At 57.9% G+C, this 21801-nt stretch carries 22 protein-coding genes; 8 read left to right on the top strand and 14 right to left on the bottom strand.

The window, feature by feature from the left end:
- Nucleotides 1-10 precede the first annotated feature (10 nt).
- Together lgt and rfaD are read right to left on the bottom strand one after the other, a co-directional pair.
- Nucleotides 11-838, bottom strand: a complete 828-nt coding sequence (gene lgt, locus ACP5E6_RS01195; protein ID WP_427950544.1) for a prolipoprotein diacylglyceryl transferase — start codon at nt 836-838, stop codon at nt 11-13.
- Nucleotides 835-1815: an ADP-glyceromanno-heptose 6-epimerase gene (gene rfaD, locus ACP5E6_RS01190; protein ID WP_427950541.1), complete on the bottom strand. Its 981-nt coding sequence runs from the start codon at nt 1813-1815 to the stop codon at nt 835-837. Before rfaD ends, lgt begins: the two co-directional genes overlap by 4 nt.
- A gap of 61 nt (nt 1816-1876) precedes the next feature.
- Between rfaD and ACP5E6_RS01185 the strand changes: the two genes are divergently transcribed.
- Nucleotides 1877-2221, top strand: a complete 345-nt coding sequence (locus ACP5E6_RS01185) for an accessory factor UbiK family protein (protein WP_427950539.1) — start codon at nt 1877-1879, stop codon at nt 2219-2221.
- Here the strand turns inward: ACP5E6_RS01185 and ACP5E6_RS01180 are convergent.
- From ACP5E6_RS01180 to ACP5E6_RS01145, 8 genes are read right to left on the bottom strand one after another with little or no spacing between them, the layout of a single operon-like run.
- Nucleotides 2197-2748: a Maf family protein gene (locus ACP5E6_RS01180; protein WP_427950536.1), complete on the bottom strand. Its 552-nt coding sequence runs from the start codon at nt 2746-2748 to the stop codon at nt 2197-2199. The genes ACP5E6_RS01185 and ACP5E6_RS01180 overlap by 25 nt on opposite strands.
- A gap of 43 nt (nt 2749-2791) precedes the next feature.
- Complete coding sequence (locus tag ACP5E6_RS01175; protein WP_427950533.1) at nt 2792-3799, bottom strand: zinc-binding alcohol dehydrogenase family protein; 1008 nt, start codon at nt 3797-3799, stop codon at nt 2792-2794.
- Nucleotides 3800-3843: 44 nt separating this feature from the next.
- Nucleotides 3844-4554, bottom strand: a complete 711-nt coding sequence (locus tag ACP5E6_RS01170) for a M48 family metallopeptidase (protein ID WP_427950531.1) — start codon at nt 4552-4554, stop codon at nt 3844-3846.
- The gene (locus ACP5E6_RS01165) at nt 4551-5018 is read right to left on the bottom strand and encodes a YcgN family cysteine cluster protein (RefSeq protein WP_427950528.1); all 468 of its coding nucleotides are present in this window, start codon (nt 5016-5018) and stop codon (nt 4551-4553) included. The genes ACP5E6_RS01170 and ACP5E6_RS01165 overlap by 4 nt, the downstream gene beginning before the upstream one ends.
- 38 nt (nt 5019-5056) lie before the next feature.
- Nucleotides 5057-5800, bottom strand: a complete 744-nt coding sequence (locus ACP5E6_RS01160) for a lipid-binding SYLF domain-containing protein (protein ID WP_427950526.1) — start codon at nt 5798-5800, stop codon at nt 5057-5059.
- A gap of 58 nt (nt 5801-5858) precedes the next feature.
- The gene (locus tag ACP5E6_RS01155) at nt 5859-6485 is read right to left on the bottom strand and encodes a histidine phosphatase family protein (RefSeq protein WP_427950524.1); all 627 of its coding nucleotides are present in this window, start codon (nt 6483-6485) and stop codon (nt 5859-5861) included.
- A 14-nt stretch (nt 6486-6499) separates the two neighbouring features.
- Nucleotides 6500-7300, bottom strand: a complete 801-nt coding sequence (locus ACP5E6_RS01150) for an ABC transporter permease (protein ID WP_427950522.1) — start codon at nt 7298-7300, stop codon at nt 6500-6502.
- On the bottom strand, nt 7297-7974 hold the full coding sequence (locus tag ACP5E6_RS01145; protein ID WP_427950520.1) for an ABC transporter ATP-binding protein: 678 nt from the start codon (nt 7972-7974) through the stop codon (nt 7297-7299). The genes ACP5E6_RS01150 and ACP5E6_RS01145 overlap by 4 nt, the downstream gene beginning before the upstream one ends.
- 162 nt (nt 7975-8136) lie before the next feature.
- On the opposite strand from ACP5E6_RS01145, the gene ACP5E6_RS01140 reads away from it, so the two are divergent.
- A complete protein-coding gene (locus tag ACP5E6_RS01140; protein ID WP_427950517.1) occupies nt 8137-11568 on the top strand; it encodes an FAD-dependent oxidoreductase in 3432 nt (1143 codons plus the stop codon).
- Nucleotides 11569-11607: 39 nt separating this feature from the next.
- Here ACP5E6_RS01140 and metW read toward each other — a convergent pair whose 3' ends face one another.
- A complete protein-coding gene (gene metW / locus ACP5E6_RS01135; protein ID WP_427950515.1) occupies nt 11608-12264 on the bottom strand; it encodes a methionine biosynthesis protein MetW in 657 nt (218 codons plus the stop codon).
- Nucleotides 12261-13406, bottom strand: coding sequence for a homoserine O-acetyltransferase MetX (gene metX, locus ACP5E6_RS01130; RefSeq protein ID WP_427950513.1), 1146 nt, complete (start codon nt 13404-13406; stop codon nt 12261-12263). The genes metW and metX overlap by 4 nt, the downstream gene beginning before the upstream one ends.
- Nucleotides 13407-13511: 105 nt before the next feature.
- Between metX and ACP5E6_RS01125 the strand changes: the two genes are divergently transcribed.
- From ACP5E6_RS01125 to ACP5E6_RS01100, 6 genes are all read left to right on the top strand, one after another.
- Nucleotides 13512-14402 carry a chorismate mutase gene (locus tag ACP5E6_RS01125; protein ID WP_427950511.1) on the top strand — a complete coding sequence of 297 codons (891 nt, stop codon included), beginning with the start codon at nt 13512-13514 and terminating at the stop codon, nt 14400-14402.
- Nucleotides 14399-15493, top strand: a complete 1095-nt coding sequence (gene hisC, locus ACP5E6_RS01120) for a histidinol-phosphate transaminase (protein ID WP_427950510.1) — start codon at nt 14399-14401, stop codon at nt 15491-15493. Before ACP5E6_RS01125 ends, hisC begins: the two co-directional genes overlap by 4 nt.
- On the top strand, nt 15486-16373 hold the full coding sequence (locus ACP5E6_RS01115; RefSeq protein ID WP_427950507.1) for a prephenate/arogenate dehydrogenase family protein: 888 nt from the start codon (nt 15486-15488) through the stop codon (nt 16371-16373). Before hisC ends, ACP5E6_RS01115 begins: the two co-directional genes overlap by 8 nt.
- An 80-nt stretch (nt 16374-16453) precedes the next feature.
- On the top strand, nt 16454-17389 hold the full coding sequence (gene truB, locus ACP5E6_RS01110) for a tRNA pseudouridine(55) synthase TruB (RefSeq protein WP_427950581.1): 936 nt from the start codon (nt 16454-16456) through the stop codon (nt 17387-17389).
- Nucleotides 17390-17412: 23 nt separating this feature from the next.
- A complete protein-coding gene (gene rpsO, locus ACP5E6_RS01105; protein WP_427950504.1) occupies nt 17413-17682 on the top strand; it encodes a 30S ribosomal protein S15 in 270 nt (89 codons plus the stop codon).
- Nucleotides 17683-17824: 142 nt separating this feature from the next.
- A complete protein-coding gene (locus ACP5E6_RS01100) occupies nt 17825-18595 on the top strand; it encodes a Bax inhibitor-1/YccA family protein (protein WP_427950502.1) in 771 nt (256 codons plus the stop codon).
- A gap of 68 nt (nt 18596-18663) precedes the next feature.
- Here the strand turns inward: ACP5E6_RS01100 and glmS are convergent, their stop codons facing one another.
- Both glmS and glmU read right to left on the bottom strand, forming a co-directional pair.
- On the bottom strand, nt 18664-20487 hold the full coding sequence (gene glmS / locus ACP5E6_RS01095) for a glutamine--fructose-6-phosphate transaminase (isomerizing) (protein ID WP_427950499.1): 1824 nt from the start codon (nt 20485-20487) through the stop codon (nt 18664-18666).
- The gene (gene glmU, locus ACP5E6_RS01090) at nt 20488-21801 is read right to left on the bottom strand and encodes a bifunctional UDP-N-acetylglucosamine diphosphorylase/glucosamine-1-phosphate N-acetyltransferase GlmU (RefSeq protein WP_427950497.1); all 1314 of its coding nucleotides are present in this window, start codon (nt 21799-21801) and stop codon (nt 20488-20490) included.

Below are 21801 nucleotides of genomic sequence, written 5' to 3'. Positions count from 1 at the left end.
AGCCGTTCGATCACGCTGCAATGACGGCCTGGGTTCGCGACACTCGTCGGGCTCGCCAGATCATGACGGCACCGATCACGATCATCGGGAGTGATAACAACTGCCCCATAGTCAGGCCGAACATCAGGTAGCCAAGGAACCAATCCGGTTGGCGGAAGCATTCGGCCGTAGTGCGAGCGATTCCATAGCCCATCACGAATATGCCAGCCAGATAGCCTGGTTGGCTGCGTATTCGCTCACTGCGCGAGGCGGTATAGAGCACAATGAACAGGATGATGCCTTCAAGCGTTGCTTCGATCAGTTCGGACGGATAGCGCGGCACGTCGGATCCCGACTGCGGGTAAATCATGCGAAACGGAAACCATGCGGGGGCCGGTCGCCCCCATAATTCACCATTGATGAAATTGGCGATTCGGCCCAGGAACAGGCCGATCGGCACCGGGACGGCAACACGGTCACCGAAATACCATGGATCAAGCCCATGACGGTGACAGTAAATCAGTATGGCGACGGCAACTCCGATCATGCCGCCATGGAAGCTCATGCCGCCGTCCCACACTGCATAGGTGCGGTTCAGATGGTCGAGAAAATAGACGGGCTGATAAAACAGTATGTAGCCGATCCGGCCGCCGAGGACGACGCCGAGCGTAGCCCATGATAAAAAATCATCGACCTGCTCATGGGTGGCCACAACCGGCTGCTCGCGGACCAGCCGACGCATCAACCGCCAGCCGAGCACCAGCGCTGTGATGTAGGCAAGTGCGTAATAATGGATCGCAAAGGGACCCAACTTGACCAGGATGGGATCAAAATGGGGCCAGACATAAACGTGATTCATCGATAGGGATCCGATTGATTCAGAAAATCTTTGATATAGCGAGCGACGCCGGTTTCGAGGGGGGTAAAAGTCTGGGTGAACCCGGCAGCGCGCAGACGACTCATCGGAGCCTCGGTAAAGGACTGATACTGCCCAATTAGCCGTTCAGGCATCGGTACGAACTCGATTTGAGGATCGACTCCCTGAGCCACGCAGACGGCGTGCACCAGATCGGCGTAGGTGCGGGCCAATCCGGTGCCGAGATTAAACAAGCCTGAAACCTCGGGTCGGTCGATCAGGAACAACAGGGCGTCGACCACATCGTCGATCCAGATGAAATCACGCGCCTGGGCACCGTCGGCTACTCCGGGTCGGTCGGATTTGAACAGCGTGGCGGGTCGACCGGCTTTAATTTCGTCGTGCTTGACTTTCACGACGGAAATCATTGAACCCTTGTGGTACTCGTTAGGTCCATACACGTTGAAAAATTTAAGACCGACCCACTGTGGCGGTTGGTTGCGACCGGCCGCGCATTCCTGGGCAACCCAGAGGTCGAAAGCGTGTTTGGACCAACCGTACAGATTGAGTGGGCGAAGCCGACGCAGAGACGCGAGGTCGGGCGTATCGTCGAAACCGGCGGAACCGTTGCCGTAGGTTGACGCTGATGACGCGTAGATGAAGCGGACGCCGCGGGTGACGCACCAGTTCCAGAGATCCTGGCTGAGGGTGACGTTGCTCCGCCAGACCAGGTCACCATCGGATGCGGTGGTTTCGCTGATCGCGCCGAGGTGGACAATCGCCTCGATCGGCGGATGGGTAGCCAGATAATCGAATAGATTGTCCGGATCGATCATCTGGGTCGGCGGATGGTTCCGCAGATTGCGCCATTTGCCAGAGTTGCCCAACTGATCGACGACGACAACCTCCACCATGCGTGCATCCAGCGCCGCATGAAGGTTGGACCCGATGAAACCTGCACCGCCCGTGACCAATATCATACGGCGGCTTATAGTCAGTCGCCGATGAACAGTCATCATCGGCGCAACAGGAGATCGACCCATGACCGAACGACCGAAATTTTTTGATGATCTGGCAGGTGTCGCGGGTGGCGCGCTTTCGGCCTTCAGCGGCCTGCGCGATGAGATGACGGCGCTGGTGCGCGCGCGAGTGGACGAAACCATTCGCAAGCTCGATCTGGTACGACGCGAAGAATTCGAGATTATGTCGGAGCTTGCGACGCAGGCCCGATCCGAGGTGACGGCTCTGTCAGCCCGGGTCGCGGCTCTGGAAGCCATAGTGATCCCGGCGCCACCGCGCGAGGTTGAACCGTCCGCAGCCGCGACTGGCGATGGGGGGTCAGTAACGCCGCCCGTATCCGATCAGGACGGCAGGATGCCTGCCTGACGCAGGAAACCGAGCAGAGCTAGCAATGGCAATCCCAAGATCGTGAAATAACTACCGTCGATTCTCTCAAATAATTGTACACCACGCGACTCAAGAAGGTAGGCACCAACCGAAGTGAGGATGTCATCACCTTCCTCATCAAGGTAGGTTTCAAGAAACGAGTCGCTGACTGACCGCATGGTGAGCGAGGGGGATTCGACGTGGTGCCAGAGGATTGCATCCCCCTGCATGCACACGACGGCGGTGGCGAGGTGGTGGGTTTTGCCGCGGAGCTGCTGGAGGTGAGTCTTGGCTTGACTGCGAGAGGAGGGTTTACTGAACCGGATGTTGTCGCAGTGCAGGACCTGATCCGCGCCGATCACCAGAGCTTCCCGTCGGCTAGTTGAAACGCGTCTTGCTTTCATCGTCGCGAGAGTCAGAGCAAGATCATTGACACTCAAGCCATCGGCATGAGCGGTCGCCTTGAAGGCGGCTTCGTCGAAATCGGCGGTTATAAAGTCAAAAGCAACGCCCGCGCGCCGAAGCATGGACCGGCGGATCGAGGACCCGCTCGCGAGTAGAACGGTTGGCTCAGAATCCTTCAAGGACAATCTTGCCGTGCGTGGTACCGGTTTCGATCGCCGCATGAGCGCGGCGCAAGTTGGCTGCGTTGATTGTTCCGAACGGCGCGGTCATTGTCGTGCGCAGGATACCCTGGTCGATCAACCGGCTGACCGTTTGCAGGATGTTGTGCTGCTCGATCATATCTTCGGACTGATGGATCGAACGAGCGAACATGTACTCGGTATGAACCGATGCCGATTTATTGAAGACACCACTCATGTCGAGCGATGTGACCGACTCGATCAACCCGATGCGCCCGCGCGGAGCGACGATGTTGCATAGGCTGCGCCAATGCTGTTCGACGTGGCTGGTACAAAAGATATAAGTCGGCGCAGGGATATCAAATGTCGCCAATTGGCTTGCCATGTCGAGATGGTGATCGATGACGTGGTGTGCTCCGAGGGTTGTGCACCAATCTCTTGTCTCAGGTCTTGAGGCGGTGGCGATCACGGTGAGACCGGTGAGCCGCCTGGCCAGTTGGATCGCCATTGAGCCGACGCCCCCCGCACCGCCAACGATCAGAATTGTGTTGCGACGGGTGCGATCGAGTGGGATCGAGAAACTGTCGAACAGCATTTCCCACGCGGTCAACGTGGTCAAAGGCAACGCCGCGGCCTCGCCGAAGCTCAATGTTTTCGGCTTGCGCGCGGCGATACGCTCGTCGACAATCTGAAATTCCGCATTGCTGCCGGCACGATCCACCGCGCCGGCATAGTAGATTTCATCGCCGATCCCGAAATTGGTGACACCCGATCCCACCGCACGGACAATGCCGGCACCATCGAAGCCAAGAATGCGTGGCTCGCCTAGGGGTTCGCTGCGTCGTCTAATTTTTGTGTCAACCGGATTGACTGAGACTGCCCGGACTTCGACCAGGACATCGAACCGCCGTGGGGTCGGTTCGGGTACGTCGAGGTCGATCAGGGCATCGTCGTCAGAAATCGGTAGCGAGTGGGTAAAGGCGACTGCTTTCATAGTGAGATCCCGATAATTGGCGAACGGGCTTTTGTGCGCTGCGATCAGACAATACGCAACAGGCCGGGGCCTTGAACGCTCAACCACGTCATCGCGGGCGCGCGATGAGGGGTGAGGCGCTCGGTCAAGCGCCAAAATTCGGGCGCGTGGTTCATATACCGCAGATGGGCGACCTCATGGGCAATGACGTAATCCTGAACGAAATCAGGTGCCATAATGAGTCTCCAGGAAAACATCAGGATACCTTCAGCCGTGCAGCTGCCCCAGCGCGACTTGGTGTCTTTAACACGGATATGGTTTGGCGTGACGCCTATGCGCTTTGCCTTGTCGCGCGCCTGATCTGAGAATCGTTCAGTCGCCAGGGCGTGTAGCGCATCACGCACCCGCCTCGCCAGAAATTCGGGCTGACCCGAAACCAGGATTTTGGACGATCCGATAACCGGTGCGCCACGATGCGCAGCGTCTTGGACAATGACATGCGGTTCGCCAAAAATGGGTATTGTGCCTCCAGGGGCGATTGTCGTCAGGGCTGGCAACGCGGCGAGACGATCTGCCACCCAAGCCTCATGACCGCGTAGAAGAGCAAGACCGGCCCGCCTGGAGCCGCGAGGCGGCAGCGTGATGACGATGCCTCCGGCCTGGGGGTCTATTTTCAGGGCGACGCGCCGGGCGCGCTGACTGCGGCGCCATCTGATCGAAGTAAGATGACCCGCGATAACGATCGGTTCGTCAATCGTTCGAGCGGGAGGGCTCATCGACGGGATTTCGGCCAGCGCGATGGCCAGGACACGATGTGATGTTCCAGCGGACCGGCCTCGGTTTCGCTGATCACGCGACCAGCAACGGCTGCCCCGGCTTTAACGGTGCTCAGGGGATTGCCTGTGATCAGGGGATGCCAGGACGGTAAATCCTGCCCGTCGGCGATTAAGCGGTAGGCACATGATGGGGGCAACCAATCAATGTCCTCCAGAGCCGCGGGGGTTAACGAGATACAATCGGGAACCTCTCGGGCTCGATTTTTATAGTCGCTGCAGGCGCATGTCCTCAGATCAAGCATTCGGCAGGCGACGTTGGTGAAATCCAGATCCCCGGTGTCGCCGTCGCGCAATTTATGCAAGCAGCAACGTCCGCACCCATCACATAGGGACTCCCACTCTGCCTCGTTCATTTGGTCAAGGCGTTTGGCGCGCCAGAACGGTTGATTTCCAGATTGCGTCATGCCCGCAATCTAGCGTTTCTCTGCCGAATAGGAAATCTTTATCCGCCGAATTTGGCAAGCATCGCACGAAGCGGGTTTGCACCCGCATTGTTGGCCGACATCGATACCACGATCTGGCGTGGATCGATCAATTGGCCATAATATTGCTGATCCAACGCAGAGTCGTTGGAAAACACCGATCCTGAGAGCGAAATCCCGCCGTAAAGACCACGAGCTTTAGCAAACGTGATAATATCTGCACCGAGCGCAGTACCGGTCGAACCACCGACTCCCGCTCCGATGGTGGCGACGGAAATACCTGCATCCGCTCCGATCTTGAATTGACTATTCAGGAACGCATTCAGCGCCGTCTGGTTCATCAGCATCATGATGACTTCGGCGTCCTGCACGCCGATCTGCAGACCAAAACTTCCGCTGCCCATCGTATAGAACGCGGGGTCAGACCACGATCCGGTTGCGGCGCGGGATACGAGGACGCAATTTCCACCCTCGCCGCCGATGAAGAAACCGGCCTTGAAAATCCGCGGGCAGACGACCACGGCCTTTGCGCGTCGGAGAAACTGGGTCGCCTGATTAGCTTGTGACGAACCATTACCCAGCATCGACTCAACCGTAAGGGTCGAGCGATCGACCAACTCCTGCGCACCGCTGGACGAATTCGAAGAACCTGCGCAGGCCGATAGCGGAGCAACCAGGAACGTAGCGATAAGAACCATGCGCCCAATCTTGGGTTTGCTTGGCTGTGTGGCTGAGCGAATTGGCAAGCCAGACGTGAGCGTCATTGATGGTCTCCCGATTTATTGCTCGTTGAATTCAAGATGGCTCTCGTGAAGTGATGGTTCAAATGGAAATTTGTTCATTTAACGAAGTTACCCGCCAGCCATGGCCGGACCGCTCGATCCGAGTGATCGACAGATTATCCACAGACAGCGTGAGCGCCTGATAAGATGACAGCCCAAGCGCATGTGCAGCAGCGGCCCGTATCGCACCGCCGTGCGACACCGCGACAATAGTTTTGCCAGGATTCGCATTAACCAGACGATCCATGGTGATGCCGACGCGATCGCGCATCTGGTTGAAACTTTCACCCATCGGCGGCGCTTCGTCACCGCCGACCGGCCAGAACGGATGTTGCCTGGGACGGCGGATGAGTTCGCTCATCGGCAACCCTTGCCATAGGCCGAAATTCTGTTCGATCAGCCCAGGCTCGATTTCGAGCGGCGTGTCGCCGTAGCCGGCGGCCATGATGGCTTCCGCCGTGGCCTTGGTGCGCCCGAGCGGGCTGATTAGCCACTTTGCATCTTTTGGCAGTATTTTGCCGAGAGCGGCGTAGCGGCCACCGTCCTGGGACAGACGAAACGGGCAGATCGGCACATCCATCTGACCATAGAGGAGCGCCAAATATTCCGGCAAGACGACGGCGTGGCGGATCAGGCAGAACCGTGTTGGAGTGATGACTTCGGACATCGCTCAGAAAGTCCCTATTCACCGATGGAAATCAAGGCTCCGTTGGTCCGTGCGGCGCGGAACTGTAGTGCAAAAATGCCGATCGCGACGGTCATCCAGAACACATTCAGTGCCAGCCCCCAGAAAAACTGCGACCAATTCATTTGGCTAAAATTTAAAATATACCGCATTCCGGCGAATATGTGCTCTGCCGGGAGTGCCTTGGCGATCGGCTGCAGCCAGGATGGCAGGACGGAGACAGGATAGAACACACAGGCGATCGGTGTGACTCCGAAAGCGAGAGTCCACGCGAGTGCCTCGGCGGACGCGCCGTAGCGAAATAAAAGGGCAATCACACCAAGTGACATCCACCAGCCCATGAACAGCAAATTCAGCAACAGGAGCAGCAAGGGGGGACCGAAGGCGAAAATGTTGAAATCATAGAGCAGAAAAGCGATGAGGGCCGCAGGGGTCAGACCGATCAAGGTTCGCAAGACCGAGACGCCGAGCAGGGCAAAGATGAGCTCGCGCGGTCGCAATGGGCTGACGAACACATGACCGAGATTGCGCGACCAAATTTCCTCGAGGAAGGAAATTGTGACGCCCATTTGTGACCGCAATGCAACCTCCCATAGCAATACACCGCCGATCAAAGCGCCGCCGGCCTTCAGCAGGCCGCTTGTGTGGCCATGGACAACGAATTGAGCGGTGAAACCCCAGATCAGAAGTTCTAAGGTCGGCCAATAGGCCAGTTCTAACAATCGGGGCCAGGAGCGGCGGTAGAGGCAGAGGTGCCGGTAAATTAACCCCCAAACGCGGCGAAACGAGGCTCTCATGCAGGTTTTGAGGAACGTGCGATAGCGAGGAACACCTGTTCGAGGTTGTCGCGGCCGTAGCGGGCAATCAAGGTGTCGGGTGCGCCGCGATCCACGATTATGCCTTGTTTCATCATTAAAACGTCAGAGCAGAGTCGTTCAACCTCGATCATGTTGTGTGAGGCAAGCAGGATCGCCGCACCGGTTTTGGTGCGGTAGTCCTCCAGCCTGCTGCGCACGTAATCGGCGGTGTCAGGGTCGAGACTGGCAGTGGGTTCATCGAGCAGAAGGAGATCGGGTCGGTTGATCAAGGCCTTGGCGAGAGCCACGCGGGTTTTCTGGCCGGCCGATAGGGCGCCGGCACGACGGTCGAGCAACGCTTTGAGGTCGAATTCATCAGCGAGATCACGGATTCGATCCTTGAGCTTTGGCACGTTATAGAGATGGCCATAGACCATCAGATTTTCCGAGACGGTGAGGCGCATCGGCAATGCCACATAGGGCGAGGAATAGTTCATTCGGGCAAGAGCATCGAATCGGTTGCGTGCCATATCGTACCCGAGGGCTTCGATGGTACCGCCATCAGGAACGAGTATGCCGAGAAGCATGGAGATCGTGGTGGTTTTGCCGGCACCATTGCCACCAAGCAGACCGACCGTGGTGCCGCGTTTCACGGTGAAGCTGATCCGGTCCACAGCGGTAACCTGACCAAAGCGTTTGGATAGGTGCGTGACCCCGATAGCATCCATGCCTTGCGCTTAACGGTCGTTGCGCCACTTGCCAATCGGGCCGGGCGCTTGTCGATAAGGTAGGCGCTGTGGCAATTCAAAGATGTAACCAAGATGGATGATCGATTGATGAGCGTGCAGACAGAATGTCCGGCTGGAAACCTGGCGAATCGGGAGACTCTGGTTGGGTTTGACCGGGAATTTGTCGAACGCCTTCAAAGTGAGGCACCTGCGCTGCATCGTTCTCTGATGGTGGCGCGCGCGATGCCGGATCGGATCACACGCCAGGATGAGGCTGAACTGGTGATGGCCCTGGCGCCGCATCTGGAGGCGATGATCGGAACATTGTTTGGGATTGAAACCGAACTAGCCGCAGTACGTGCGGCGACCGCGGCGCGCACCCCGGTTCACAGCGTGAAACGTAATTTCGTGCAGCGTCAGGCGGTCAAGGCCTACGCCGATCCATCGGCGTTTGATGGCGCCGGACTGCGTGGTCGGTTGCAGGATCGCGGTGTCTCTCCGTTTACCGAGGATAGGTTCGCACAGGCGGTGTTGGAGTGGGAAGCCGCGGCGGACGTAGAGATGTTGGATATCGCCAAGCGCTATGCCGCATGGGCGACTCTGACCGCCGATGGACAGGATTTTCACGCCTCGGATGTGCTGTTCCGTGTCCCGCATCGGATTGATCCCATGCATCTGGTTCCGGTCGAGACGATCGAGCGGGATGGCGTGACCATGCAACGATTGCCGGAATCTCATTGGCGCGCGCGCGACGGTTTCGCGCTTACCGATACCGGTATGACCACGGACCAGGCGTTGGATCAGATGAATTACTGCATCTGGTGCCATGGCCAGGGCAAAGACAGTTGCTCACAGGGGCTGAAGGATCATAAAACTGGTACGTTTCGATCCTCCCCATTCGGCGTATCATTGGCAGGGTGCCCGCTCGAGGAGCGGATCAGCGAAATGCATCAGTTGCGCGTCGAAGGTTTGTTGCTTGGCGCCTTCGCGACCATCGTAATCGACAACCCGATGGTGGCTGCTACCGGACATCGGATATGCAATGATTGCATGAAAGCCTGCATCTATCAAAAGCAGGAACCCGTCGACATACCCCAGGCTGAAAGCAGTATTCTGCGCGATGTGCTGGCTTTGCCGTGGGGCTTCGAGATCTACGCATTGCTGACCCGCTGGAACCCGCTGGATATCCGCCGGCCAATCGAGAAATCCGATACCGGACGATCGGCTCTGGTGGTGGGATTGGGCCCGGCCGGCTTCACGCTGGCGCACCATTTGCTCAACGAAGGTCATCGGGTGGTTGCAGTCGATGGGCTCAAGCTCGAACCGCTGCCGTTCGACGTCACGACACCGATCCGTGATGTCGAGATTTTATTCGAAAGCCTCGACGATCGGGTGATGGCTGGTTTCGGCGGCGTGGCCGAATACGGCATCACAGTGAGATGGAACAAGAACTACCTGAAATTGATCCGGATTCTGCTGGAGCGACGTCAACGTTTTGCAGCGATCGGAGGAGTAAGGTTCGGTGGGGACGCGACGGTTTCAATTGACGATGCCTGGGCGATGGGCTTCGACCATATCGCTCTCAGTATGGGGGCTGGTCGGCCGACAGTGCTTGATATTCCTAACGGTCTAGCGCGCGGGGTCCGTCAGGCATCTGATTTCCTGATGGCCTTGCAACTGACCGGGGCGGCAAAGCCGTCTTCGATCGCCAATCTGCAATTGCGTTTGCCGGTGGTCGTCATAGGTGGCGGGTTGACCGCCATAGATACCGCGACGGAGAGTCTTGCCTATTATGTCCGCCAGGTTGAGAAATTTGCCTCGCGCTACAGGATTTTGGTTGCGGAGCGCGGTGAAGCGCGGGTGCGCGCTGGCTGGAGCGCCGAGGATGTTGTTATAGCAAACGAATTTCTGGCCCACGCCGAGGCTTTGGCAGAGGAACGTACAACAGCCGAACGCGAGGGGCGCTTGCCTCAGTTTGTGCCGATGCTCGAAGCGTGGGGAGGGGCGACGATCGCGTATCGCCGTCGTCTGATCGATGCACCGAGTTATACGCTCAATCATGAGGAAGTCGCGAAAGCGATGGAGGAAGGTGTGCGATTTGCCGAGGGGCTGACGCCCGTTGCGGTCGAAATCGACACCGTAGGGCATGTCGCCGGGCTGCGTCTGCGAGGAGCTGAGGGTGAGGTCGTTCTGCCGGCTCGGGCTATTCTGGTCGCGGCAGGAACCCAGCCAAATACGGTGCTGGCGCGTGAGGATGGTCGGATCAAGCTGGATGGGCGCTATTTCCAGGCGATCGATGTGAACGGCAATCCGGTGATCCCCGAGCGCGCTTCGGCCAAACCTCCTGAAATCCATGTATTGATGCACCGCGCGCCCGATGGTCGGATGATCAGCTTTTTCGGCGATCTCCATCCGTCATTTTTCGGCAATGTGGTCAAGGCTATGGGAAGCGCCAAACGTGGCTATCCGATCGTATCAGCGTTGATGAATGCGCGAACTCCTTCAACGAATGCCGATTTGCTGTCGCGGGCCCGGAGTGATCTACAAGCAACCGTTCGTGCGGTGAACCGTCTGACAGCGACGATCGTTGAGGTGGTCGTGCATGCGCCGGCGGCAGCGCGGGCGTTCCGGCCTGGTCAGTTCTTTCGATTACAGAATTTTGAGACCACGGCTCGTCACCTCGATGAACCGGCCGGTCGCACCGTGCTCGCCATGGAAGGGTTAGCAATGACCGGCGCCGGGGCTGATCCGGAGACGGGATTGATTTCGGTGATCGCGCTGGAAATGGGTGGATCATCCGATTTATGTGCGCATCTCCGACCTGGTGAACCGGTGGTTCTTATGGGACCGACCGGCATGCCCACTGAGATTCTACCGAATGCAACGGTGGCTTTGGTAGGGGGAGGGCTCGGCAATGCCGTATTATTCTCGATTGGCGCGGCCTTGCGTGCAGCTGGATCGCGGGTGTTGTATTTTGCCGGCTATAAGAAATTGTCCGATCGGTATCGTGTCGAGGACATCGAACGGGCGGCGGACGTGATAGTCTGGTGCTGCGATGAGACGCCGGGTTTCGCGCCGAATCGGCCTCAGGATCGCAGTTTTGTCGGTAACATTGTCCAGGCGATGCTCGCCTATGCGAGTGGCGACCTGGGAGATGCCGAGGTGCCGCTTGGGGAGTGTCATCATATCATTGCGATCGGCTCGGACCGAATGATGCAGGCGGTCGGTGCGGCGCGGCACGGTGTGCTGCGCCCTTATCTTGCATCCCATCACTCCGCGATCGGATCGATCAATTCACCGATGCAATGCATGATGAAGGAGGTCTGCGCTCAATGTCTACAATTACATGTCGATCCCGTGACCGGGTCGCGACATGTGGTGTTTTCCTGCTTCAACCAGGATCAAGCTCTGGATGAGGTCGATTTCAGCGTTTTGGCGGATCGGTTAGGACAGAACCGATTGGCCGAGAAGCTGACTGCACAATGGATCGATCGGGCACTGCACCGACTAGAGGTACGCACCGCGTTGGCTGCCGAATGAGCCTTTTCGCATGTTAAAATCCCTTTCGGTATTAACCTCTCAAGATCTGCCTGGATGCTGATCCCGCCTGAGTAGGAATAACCCCTGTTCGCCGAACAGATTGGCGAGCAGGGGCGCACGGCGCCAAGGGGCGCGACGGCCAGCATCATCTGCTGCAAGCCAGTTTTCGACCCGGTAGCCTTCCTGTGAACAGAGATCGAAAAAGTCTCGAATTGTGCATGGGTGGATATTTGGGGTTTCGTACCACATCCGACCCCACGTTTTGGTCATCGGCATCCTACCGGTCGAGAGCAGTTGCCAGCGCAGACTCCAATGGCCGAAATTGGGAAAGCTAACGATGGCTCTGGTGCTGATTCGCAACATCTGGCGTAGTACTTCGCGAGGACGCCCGACTGCCTGGAGCGTCCGGGATAGTACAACATAGTCAAAGGCGTCATCGGGATAGTGCGACAGATCGCTATCGGCATCACCCTGCATCACTGGCAGGCCATGGGCAACCGCACGCGTCACTTCGGCCATATCGATCTCGATGCCGCGGGCATCACATTTGCGGGTGCGGGACAAATGGTCGAGCAAGGCACCATCACCACAGCCGATATCGAGCACACGTGAACCCGGCTCGATCATTCCGGCGATCAGTTCAAGATCGACCCGCATGTTCTTGGCAACAAAACGCACCGGGGTCTGGTCGCTCATTTCAGGCCAGCCGCCTCGGCGGCACCGCTGAGAAAACCTGAAACGGTGCGGTGAAAATCAGGTTCTTCGAGTAAGAATGCATCATGTCCCTTGTCGCTGACAATTTCGACGAAACTGACATTGGCGGCCACCTGATTGAGCGCACGCGCGACGGCGCGGCTTTCGGCGGTGGGAAACAGCCAATCCGAACTGAACGAAACCAGAAGGAAGCGAGTTTTTGAACCGTGAAAAGCGGCGGCGAGCGATCCTCGGTGATCGGCCGCGAGGTCAAAAAAATCCATCGCGCGGGTGATGCAGAGATACGAATTGGCGTCGAACCGGCGGACGAAGCTTGACCCCTGATGTTCGAGGTAACTCTCAACTGCGAAACGTTCACCGAACAGCACTGGCGTCATCGCACTGCCGCTCTGAAGACGGCGCCCGAACTTGCGTGTCAGTGCCGCTTCGGAGAGATAGGTGATATGCGCAGTCATCCGGGCAACGGCGAGACCGCGTGCCGGAATAACGCCGTGCGCCCAATAGAGTCCTTGGTGGAAATCAGGGTCGGCAAAAATCGCTTGGCGTCCGACCTCATGGAAAGCAATATTCTGTGCTGAGTGATAAGAGGCGGTAGCGATCGGGATCGCTGCGAAGACCGACTCAGGGTAGAGAGACGCCCAGGCCAGAACCTGCATGCCGCCCATCGATCCACCGACCACCGCGAACAGGCGAGAGATTCCAAGCCAGTCGATCAGCATTTTTTGGGCGCGCACCATATCCTGCACCGTGATCGGCGGAAATTCGATGCCCCAGGGCTCCGGCGACTCCGGGTTGCGGCGGCTGCGCGGCCCGGTCGAACCCATACAACCACCAAGGACATTGGCACAGATGACGAAAAACCGCTCGGTATCGATCGGTTTGCTCCGACCAACCAGCGAACCCCACCAAGCCGGCTTCCCGGTGAGCGGATGGGGTTCTGCGACATATTGATCGCCGGTGAGCGCGTGGCAGATCAGTATGGCGTTGCTGTGCTGCGAGTTCAGCGTGCCATAAGTGCGATAGGCGATATCGAGCGGCGCCAGAACGACACCGCAATCAAGGGCAATGCCGTCGGTGAAGGTTTCGTGCTGGTGCGGGATTTCCGGAAATGGGGTCTGGTCCATGGCGTGCCCGCTATGCCCGCAACCGGGCGGTGCGGCAAGAACCGGTCTTGCCGTGCGGCGTACCTTCTGTATCAAAGGAATCCGCATTCATCGTATCGGGTTCGCATGTCTGACATCTCATCACTCTCTCCGCCGCATGACGCCGCTCCGGAGGCGCTGGCGCGGTTGCGCGCCGAGATCGACGCGCTCGACGACCGGTTGCACGATCTCTTGATAGAACGGTCCGAAATCATTGAGCGTGTTGCGCGGGATGGTGGCAAACGCGGTGTGCCGATTAGGCCGGGGCGTGAGGCTTCAATGGTACGGCGGCTGCTCGGTCGGCATCGCGGCGCGTTGCCACCTCAGACGATTCTTCGAATTTGGCGCGAATTGTTTTCAGGAGCGCTGATGATTGAAGGTGGTCTCACGATCGCCGTCGCCGATGGTGCACAGGTGGAATTGCCTGCGGTGGCGCGGGAGCATTTCGGACCACTGACCGGATTGCGACGCCACCGCACGTCCTCGCAGGCATTGGCTGATCTTACCAATGGCGCGGCCCATGCCGCCGTGTTGCCGCTACCCTCTGATGAGGATGATGATCAGGCCGCGTGGTGGGTCGGTTTGATGCATGGCGGTGTGCCGCGATTGGCCATCGTCGCGAAATTGCCCTTCTGGGCGCGTCGGACTGAAGGTGTGCCCCAGGCAGGCGCCTATGTAGTGGCGTCTCTGACGCCGGATCCCAGCGGGGCGGATCGAAGTTTGATCGGTATCGAGATCGCACCCGACACCAGCACGGCGAGGATTGCCGGATTGCTGAAGGAGGCAGGGTTCGATGTTGGATCGATCCTGCCCCGTCGGGCTGCCAAACGGGAAGTTGGTTACGCACTGGCTGACGTCGATGGTCTGGTCTCACGGGATGATCCGAGGCTTGCTGCCATCACGGGGTTTCTGGCAATACCGGTGATCCTGGGCTCCTATGCCGTGCCATATGGCACAATATCTGGAGCCCTACGATGACTGCGCAACCGCAGGCACGGTCTGCTGTGTTTTCGGTACCGCCCTATGTCGGCGGCGAATCGAAAATCACCGGGATCAACCGGATTATCAAGCTCTCCTCCAATGAAGGGGCGTTCGGTGTCCCGCCGGGTGCGGCTGCCGCGCTGCGGGCGGCGGCGGACGTCGCCCATCGTTATCCGGATGGTGGTTCGACCGCACTCCGCCACGCAATTGGTACAACCTTTGGTCTCGATCCCGTACGGATCGTGTGCGGCAACGGGTCGGACGACCTGATCGCGCTCCTGATCCAGTCCTACGGCGGTCCCGGTTCTGAGCTGGTGATGAGCGCACATGGCTTTCTGATCTATGAAATTGCGGCGAAACTGGCGGGCATGGTGGTGCGCAAGGCACCCGAGCGGGGTTTGACCGCCGACATCGATGCGATGCTAGCTCAGGTGACGGCTTCGACGAAGTTGGTCTTCTTGGCCAATCCGAACAACCCGACCGGGAGTATGGTGCCGAGCGGCGAGGTTGAAAGGCTGCGTCAGGGATTACCCGCGGATGTTCTTCTGGTGGTGGACGCCGCCTATGCCGAATATGTTGAACGCAATGATTATAATCCCGGAACTGCGCTGGTCGATGCGACCGGCAACACCGTGATGACAAGGACATTTTCAAAAATGTTTGGCTTGGGCGGTGCACGATTGGGCTGGGCCTACGCGCCTGATAGCGTGATCGACGTGCTGAACCGGACCCGGATGCCATTTAACGTAAGTGGTCCGGCGGCGGCGGCGGGAATTGCGGCATTGGCAGAACCGGGATGGGTCGAGAAATGCCGCTCTCACAACAGTCGAGCGCGGGCAGGTTTGACGGCACGGTTGCAGAATGTCGGTCTGATCGTTTATCCGAGTGAAGCGAATTTTATACTGGTTGATTTCGCCAATGCGGTCCGCGCGGCCGCTGCTGATGCTCATGTAAGGACGCGTGGCATCATCGTGCGTAATGTGGCGGCATACGGTTTGCCCCAGTGCCTGAGGATAACGATCGGCACAGACGACGAATGTGAAGCCGTCGCCGAGGCGCTTACTGAGTTCGCCAATCTTCATGGTTGAGCCTCTTTTCGAGCGTCTTGCCCTTGTTGGTGTCGGTTTGATCGGATCCTCGATTGCGCGGATCGCTCAAGCGAGGGGGGATATTGCCCGTGTTGTGGTAGCAAATGACCGCACGGAAACGACTCTCTCGCGCGTTTCTGCACTGGGGATTGCCGATATCTGCGAGATCGATCCGATCCGTGCCATCGAGGGTGCCGATTGCGTTATTTTATGTGCGCCGGTGGGAGCCTATGCCGCGCTGGCGGCCGCAATCGGGCCGCATCTGGCGCCGGGCGCGATTGTCACCGACGTTGGTTCCACGAAGCAATCAGTCATCCGCGATATCGGTCCCCATGTGCCGCAGGGTGTACATTTCGTTCCGGGACACCCCATGGCGGGTACCGAATTTTCGGGGCCGGATGCCGGTTTTGCTGAATTGTTCGGGGGGCGCTGGTGTCTCCTGACACCGCCGGTTGGAACCGATCCCGCGGCTGTAGCCAAGGTTAAGGTGTTCTGGGAACGGTGTGGCGCGACGGTCAGCGTGATGGATGCGGCGCACCACGATCGTGTCGTCGCGATCGTCAGCCATTTGCCGCACCTGATCGCCTTTACCATCTGTGGCACGGCCGATGATTTGGCCGATGAAACGCGCAAGGAGGTGTTGCAATTTGCGGCCTCCGGATTTCGGGATTTCACCCGTATCGCTGCCTCGGACCCAGTGATGTGGCGCGACGTTTTTCTGAACAATCGCGAAGCCCTGCTGGAAATGCTGGCGCGGTTCACCGAAGACGCGCAGGCGATGGCGCGGGCAGTGCGGTGGGGTGATGCTTCATACATCGAGGACCGGGTGATGCGTGGTCGCAAGATCCGCCAGGCCTTGATCGACATCAATCAGGCATAAGAACGTTTCAGCCGATCAATTGATCGGCTGGCATCGGATGGCTATCAATGATCACGCTCCCAAACATTTCAGGATTTTTCATGGCAGGGCCTCAGGCACGGCAGCGACGTGGACGCCAAATCGACGGTTGGATCATTCTCGACAAACCACAGGGCATTACCAGTGCCCATGCGGTCGCCAAGGTCAAGCGATTGCTCGATGCAGCAAAAGTCGGACACGGCGGCACGCTCGATCCTCTGGCGACCGGAGTGTTGCCAATTGCGCTCGGGGCAGCCACGAAAATGGTGCCCTATGTGATGGATGGTACTAAATGCTACAATTTCACAATTCGGTTCGGTGAAGCTCGCAATACGGACGACGCCGAAGGGGCCTTGATTGCGACGAGTGATATACGACCGGACGATGCGGCGATCGAGGCGGCCCTCACGGAATTCCGCGGATTGATTATGCAGGTGCCTCCGGCATTCTCAGCGATCAAGGTCAACGGCGAACGAGCGTATGATCTGGCACGTGCCGGTACGCTGCCGGATCTGCCTGCGCGTCCGGCGCAGATCGATCGATTTGTCCTGATCGGACGGCCAGATGCCGACCATGCGCTATTTGAGGTTGTCTCCGGCAAAGGGGTTTACATGAGATCGTTGGCACGCGACTTGGCGCGAGCACTCGGGAGTGTCGGGCATATCTCGGCGTTGCGGCGCTTGTCGGTGGGCCCTTTTGAGCAAGCAGCGTCGGTGACGCTGGACAAACTAGCTGAATCAATTCATAGCCCCTTTCGTGATCCGGACCTCGTGCTTCCGGTCGAGACCGCGCTGGACGACATCCCGGCTCTGGCCCTGACCGAAACCGAGGTCGCTGCCCTCCGAAACGGTATGGCGTTGAGCCTGATCGAATTCATGGGGCGGATTCCAGTTGCGGCCAATCCTGATGGTGGTTTGGTGCGTGGTCTGGCGGGGCACCGTTTCGTGGTTCTTGGCAAACTCGACCAGGGTATGCTTCGACCGGAGCGCGTAATTTAACACTTTATTGAGGAGTATATGTGATGTCGATCACCGCAGAGCGTCGCCAGCTGCTCATTGGCGAATATGCCAATACAGCAAACGACACGGGCAGCCCCGAAGTGCAGGTTGCTTTGTTGTCTGAGCGTATCACAAATCTGACCGATCATTTGAAAATCCACTCGAAGGATTTCCACTCCCGCCGTGGACTTTTGATGCTCGTGGGCCGGCGTCGGCGTCTGCTCGATTACGTTAAGAAGCAGGATCACAAGCGTTATGAAGCACTTATCGGGAGACTTAACCTGAGGCGTTAACGCAACCTTAAGGTTCCTCCTGTAATCGTTACGGCAATATCATCTGCGTTGCGCCGATTATGCTTGATTGACGCGCGGGAATCGCCAAAAATAGCCTAGGAAGAGCGGTATTCCCGCCGCCTTTAAGGAGTGTCGAGCAATTATGGCTATTGGTCCTGACATGCGATCCTACCGCGGTGCCAGCGTCGCAGCGGGCGCTGGCGTTCTGGACGAAGGTCTGCGTGCCTACATGCTGCGGGTCTATAACTGGATGGCTTCAGGTCTTTTCCTGACTGCCATCGTTTCGCTGGCGATTTCACAGACCAGTCTGATCAACATCTTCTACCCGCTAGCGACAACGGCAAGCGGCGCTGTAGTTCGCCAACCCGGTATCTTGGCTTATGTGACGATGTTTGCACCGATCGGTTTCGTGATGATAATGAGCTTCGGCGTCAACAAATTGTCATCCACGCAGGCGCAAGCCCTTTTCTGGGCGTTCTGCGCCGTAATGGGCGCAAGCCTAACAAATATTTTTCTGATCTACACTGGAACGTCGATTCTATCGACCTTCTTCGTTACGGCCGGCACGTTTGCAGCCATGAGCGTCTATGGCTACACAACGAAGGCAAATCTGGCGAAGTTCGGTAGTTTTCTAATCATGGGTGTGATCGGGCTGTTGATCGCAATGGTGGTCAATATTTTTCTGCATTCGACCGCTTTACAATTCGCCATCAGCGCCATCGGGGTGCTGATTTTCACCGGCCTGGCTGCCTATGATACTCAGCGTATCAAGGCTGATTATGTTCAATATGGATATCGGTTTGGAGCTGATGTTGCCTCGAAGCGAAGCGTTTATGATGCTCTTCAGTTGTATTTGACGTTTATCAACCTGTTCATGTTTCTGCTCCAATTCATGGGCAATCGTCGTAACTGAGAATGATGTTAACCTGCTAAGGTGGAAGTCCTGGGAACATTGTTCCCAGGACTTTTTTCGTGGGCCCACTATTCAACGGTGACTGATTTGGCAAGGTTTCGGGGTTGGTCCACATCGGTCCCTTTCAAGATTGCTACGTGATAGGCGAGCATTTGAACCGGTATCGCATAAAGGATGGGTGCCACGAACGGATCGCAGTCAGGTAGGGTGATGCTCTGCGTGGTGATACCCGCAAGCTTGTCGACGCCAGCGGCGTCGCTAAACAAGATAATCCGACCTCCGCGTGCCGCGGCTTCCTGAAGGTTGGACGCGGTCTTTTCGAACAGTGGTCCTGAGGGCAGAACGGCAATGACGGGTACGCTAGGATCGATCAGGGCAATCGGACCATGTTTCATTTCGCCGGCCGGATAGCCTTCAGCATGAATGTAGCTGAGTTCTTTTAGCTTCAAAGCGCCTTCCATAGCGATCGGCATCATCGAACCGCGTCCGAAGAATAGGACGTCGCGTGCATCCTGGATTTGGGTTGCAAGGATTCGTATCGCATCCTCGTCGTTCAGAATCTGCGCGGCTTTGGCAGGCAGTTCCATCAGCCGTGCAACCAGCCTCTCAATCGCTTCGTCGCTCAGCGTACCACGGATACGTGCAAGGGTCAGCGCAAAGCCGGCCAGAACGGTCAATTGTGCAGTAAATGCCTTGGTGCTCGCGACACTGATTTCGGGACCGGCAATGGTTTCGAGCATCAGGTCGCTCTCCCGTGCCATGGTGCTTTCCGGGACATTGACGACCGACATCACTTTGCAGCCCTGTTGCTTCATATACCGCAGCGCCGCCATTGTGTCGGCTGTTTCACCCGATTGGCTTACAACCACGCCAAGTTCATGCTGTGCAAGCGGCGGCTCGCGATAGCGGAATTCGCTGGCGACATCTGCGTCGACGGCAATACGTGCATACTCTTCCAGCCAATATCGCGCGGTAAGGCCAGCATAAAACGCCGAACCGCAAGCCGAGATTGTGATTCGGGTTATCGATCGGAGATCTATCGCAAGTTCGGGCAGCACCGGCATCCGCGTTGCGGGATCGATCATCCGATGCAGGGTATCGCCGATCACCACCGGATGTTCATGCAACTCCTTTTCCATGAAATGCCGAAAATTGCCTTTACCGATTGAGGCTCCGGTCAACCGTGTCAGTTTGATCGGGCGTTCGACCCGTTGATCCAATGCATCGCGGAATTCGGCATCGCTGCGCGACAGGATTACCCAGTCGCCATCGGTCAAATAGGCAATACGGCGGGTGAGCGGTGCCAGTGCCAGTGCGTCAGAGCCGAGATACATCTCGTCGTCACCGTAACCGACCGCCAAAGGTGCACCGCGCTGCGCGCCGATGATCAAGTCAGGGTGGCCCGCAAAAATCAGGGCGAGTGCGTAAGCGCCTTCCAATCTGTGGAACGCGCTCGCGGCGGCGGTGATCGGATCCATGCCGCGTGCCAAATTCAGATCAACCAGTTGAGCGACAGTCTCCGTATCGGTCTCGGTTAAAAATACCTGGCCTTCAGATTCAAGCTCTAAGCGCAACTCCGCGTGATTTTCGATAATCCCGTTATGCACAACAGCAACCCGCTCAGTGCCATGAGGATGAGCGTTGATTTCGGTGGGGGCACCGTGGGTGGCCCATCTCGTATGGCCGATACCCGTAGTACCATCGAGTTTCCGGGCGGTGAGCGCCCTGGCGAGGTTGCCCAGTTTGCCCTCAGCGCGACGACGGACTATCCGACCGGCTACTAGCGTGGCTATCCCGGCGCTGTCATATCCCCGATAGGCGAGGCGGGACAGTCCATCGAGGAGAAGCGGGGCGGCCGGTTCTTTGCCGATGACTCCGACGATACCGCACATTTATGACGTTTTCCTTCTTCGCCGATCGGCGTTAGCCCGACCCGGTTTTGTTACCTGCCGTGCGCGAGCGATAGCGAGTGCGTCAGCTTCGACATCCTCGGTAATCACGCTTCCGGCGCCGATGATGGCGCCATCACCAATCGAGACCGGGGCGATCAGCGCAACATCCGATCCGATGAACACTCCTTGACCGATCGATGTGTGATGCTTGACGAGGCCATCGTAATTGCAGGTGATGGTTCCCGCCCCGATATTCGTTTGGGTTCCCACCGTCGCATCGCCAAGGTAGGTCAGATGGTTAACTTTCGCACCGGCACCGAGATGCGTCGCCTTAAGCTCGACGAAATTCCCGACATGTGCCGACTCGTCAACCCTGGTCCCGGGTCGGATCCGCGCATAGGGCCCAATCATGGCACCGGAACCAATTGTGCACCCTTCGAGATGAGAGAAGGCACGTATCGTGGCAGGCCCGGTGATGCGAACGCCCGGTCCGAATACGACATACGGCTCAATCGTGGTATCTGCGGCAATTTCGGTATCGGCGGCAAGAAATACAGTGTCAGGAGCCGTCATTGTCACGCCACCGGCCAGGGCGGCGTGGCGCAAACGAGCCTGCATCGCGGCTTCGGCCAGCGCAAGTTCCGCCCGTGAATTCACCCCGCGGCATTCGTCCCAAGGCGCCTCGATTACGGCAATTCTGGCACCTTCGGAGTGGGCGATTGCCACGATATCCGTGAGATAGAATTCGCCTTTCGCGTTATCGTTACCAACTTGGCCCAGCCAACGGCGCATGTCGTCCGCCTTCGCAGTGAAACCACCGACATTGCAAAGAGCAATGGAGCGCTGGGCTTCTGATGCATCCGCATACTCGACGATCCGTGTAGCAAAACCTGAGTCTGCGACGACGCGACCAAATGCGCCGGGATCAGGAGGGCGGGTCGCGAGAAGCGCCAGAGCAACTGCGTTGGACCGCAAACGTGCCGGAAGGGCTGCGAGGGTCGCACCGCTGAGCAGTGGGTTATCACCATAGATAATGGTCACAGTGCCGGTTCCGAACGCGGGAATTGCTGCTTTTGCTGCGTCCGCGGTGCCGTGACGGTCGTGTTGGATAATCACCTCATGGGGGGCCGCCGCTGCCGCGACAGGCGCCATGTCATGCGCGGTGACGACGACGATTCGTCCGAACACGGGCACGCAGGACTCGATGAGGTGGGTGAGCATTGGCACGCCCGCTATGCGATGCAATACTTTCGGCAGTTTCGACTTCATGCGTGAGCCGAGGCCGGCGGCAAGAATGACGGCGACATTATCCAT

This window comes from Acidiphilium sp. (genome assembly GCF_049977125.1).
Lineage (GTDB): Bacteria > Pseudomonadota > Alphaproteobacteria > Acetobacterales > Acetobacteraceae > Acidiphilium.
Note: the sequence above shows the minus strand (reverse complement) of the source record. Positions and strands in the feature narration are given on the sequence as shown.

What these genes read in the sequence shown, in the direction of transcription:
- lgt (WP_427950544.1), bottom strand. Translation starts at nt 838, where the DNA reads ATGAATCACGTTTATGTCTGGCCCCATTTTGATCCCATCCTGGTCAAG.
- rfaD (WP_427950541.1), bottom strand. Translation starts at nt 1,815, where the DNA reads ATGATATTGGTCACGGGCGGTGCAGGTTTCATCGGGTCCAACCTTCAT.
- ACP5E6_RS01185 (WP_427950539.1), top strand. Translation starts at nt 1,877, where the DNA reads ATGACCGAACGACCGAAATTTTTTGATGATCTGGCAGGTGTCGCGGGT.
- ACP5E6_RS01180 (WP_427950536.1), bottom strand. Translation starts at nt 2,748, where the DNA reads ATGCTTCGGCGCGCGGGCGTTGCTTTTGACTTTATAACCGCCGATTTC.
- ACP5E6_RS01175 (WP_427950533.1), bottom strand. Translation starts at nt 3,799, where the DNA reads ATGAAAGCAGTCGCCTTTACCCACTCGCTACCGATTTCTGACGACGAT.
- ACP5E6_RS01170 (WP_427950531.1), bottom strand. Translation starts at nt 4,554, where the DNA reads ATGAGCCCTCCCGCTCGAACGATTGACGAACCGATCGTTATCGCGGGT.
- ACP5E6_RS01165 (WP_427950528.1), bottom strand. Translation starts at nt 5,018, where the DNA reads ATGACGCAATCTGGAAATCAACCGTTCTGGCGCGCCAAACGCCTTGAC.
- ACP5E6_RS01160 (WP_427950526.1), bottom strand. Translation starts at nt 5,800, where the DNA reads ATGACGCTCACGTCTGGCTTGCCAATTCGCTCAGCCACACAGCCAAGC.
- ACP5E6_RS01155 (WP_427950524.1), bottom strand. Translation starts at nt 6,485, where the DNA reads ATGTCCGAAGTCATCACTCCAACACGGTTCTGCCTGATCCGCCACGCC.
- ACP5E6_RS01150 (WP_427950522.1), bottom strand. Translation starts at nt 7,300, where the DNA reads ATGAGAGCCTCGTTTCGCCGCGTTTGGGGGTTAATTTACCGGCACCTC.
- ACP5E6_RS01140 (WP_427950517.1), top strand. Translation starts at nt 8,137, where the DNA reads ATGAGCGTGCAGACAGAATGTCCGGCTGGAAACCTGGCGAATCGGGAG.
- metW (WP_427950515.1), bottom strand. Translation starts at nt 12,264, where the DNA reads ATGAGCGACCAGACCCCGGTGCGTTTTGTTGCCAAGAACATGCGGGTC.
- metX (WP_427950513.1), bottom strand. Translation starts at nt 13,406, where the DNA reads ATGGACCAGACCCCATTTCCGGAAATCCCGCACCAGCACGAAACCTTC.
- ACP5E6_RS01125 (WP_427950511.1), top strand. Translation starts at nt 13,512, where the DNA reads ATGTCTGACATCTCATCACTCTCTCCGCCGCATGACGCCGCTCCGGAG.
- hisC (WP_427950510.1), top strand. Translation starts at nt 14,399, where the DNA reads ATGACTGCGCAACCGCAGGCACGGTCTGCTGTGTTTTCGGTACCGCCC.
- ACP5E6_RS01115 (WP_427950507.1), top strand. Translation starts at nt 15,486, where the DNA reads ATGGTTGAGCCTCTTTTCGAGCGTCTTGCCCTTGTTGGTGTCGGTTTG.
- truB (WP_427950581.1), top strand. Translation starts at nt 16,454, where the DNA reads ATGGCAGGGCCTCAGGCACGGCAGCGACGTGGACGCCAAATCGACGGT.
- rpsO (WP_427950504.1), top strand. Translation starts at nt 17,413, where the DNA reads ATGTCGATCACCGCAGAGCGTCGCCAGCTGCTCATTGGCGAATATGCC.
- ACP5E6_RS01100 (WP_427950502.1), top strand. Translation starts at nt 17,825, where the DNA reads ATGGCTATTGGTCCTGACATGCGATCCTACCGCGGTGCCAGCGTCGCA.
- glmS (WP_427950499.1), bottom strand. Translation starts at nt 20,487, where the DNA reads ATGTGCGGTATCGTCGGAGTCATCGGCAAAGAACCGGCCGCCCCGCTT.
- glmU (WP_427950497.1), bottom strand. Translation starts at nt 21,801, where the DNA reads ATGGATAATGTCGCCGTCATTCTTGCCGCCGGCCTCGGCTCACGCATG.